The sequence below is a fragment of the Pseudomonas sp. OTU5201 genome (assembly GCF_038440135.1).
In the GTDB taxonomy this organism is placed as follows: Bacteria; Pseudomonadota; Gammaproteobacteria; order Pseudomonadales; family Pseudomonadaceae; genus Metapseudomonas; species Metapseudomonas resinovorans.
Genome location: NZ_JASATC010000116.1, coordinates 1 through 310, shown reverse-complemented (window position 1 = coordinate 310; position 310 = coordinate 1). Strand labels below are relative to the sequence as shown.

At 60.6% G+C, this 310-nt stretch carries 1 pseudogene; it reads right to left on the bottom strand.

The features are described from left to right. Positions 1 to 43 precede the first annotated feature (43 nt). Positions 44 to 310 (bottom strand): annotated as a pseudogene (locus AAHM40_RS27095) (LLM class flavin-dependent oxidoreductase); the annotation flags it as partial.

Genomic DNA, 310 nt, shown 5'->3' with positions numbered 1-310 from the left:
AAAACGGGCCCGAAGGCCCGTTTTGCATTCCTCACTCCGCGGCTCAGGTCAGTCCGTTCTGTTTGCGGAAGTAGGGAATCACGTGTTCGCCGATGTTCTTCAGGGTTTCGATCTGCGCCCACTGGGGCACGGTGCCCATCTGGCAGATGAAGAGGATTTCGTCGGCGCCGGCGTCGATCAGGCGCTGCACATAGCCGATGCAGTCCTTCACGGTGCCGTAGGCATGGTTGGGGTTCATCATCGCCATGGTCGGGTCGGAGAAGTCCACGGTGACTTCCTCGGAGGCGAAGCGCGACTTGATCACGGCCTG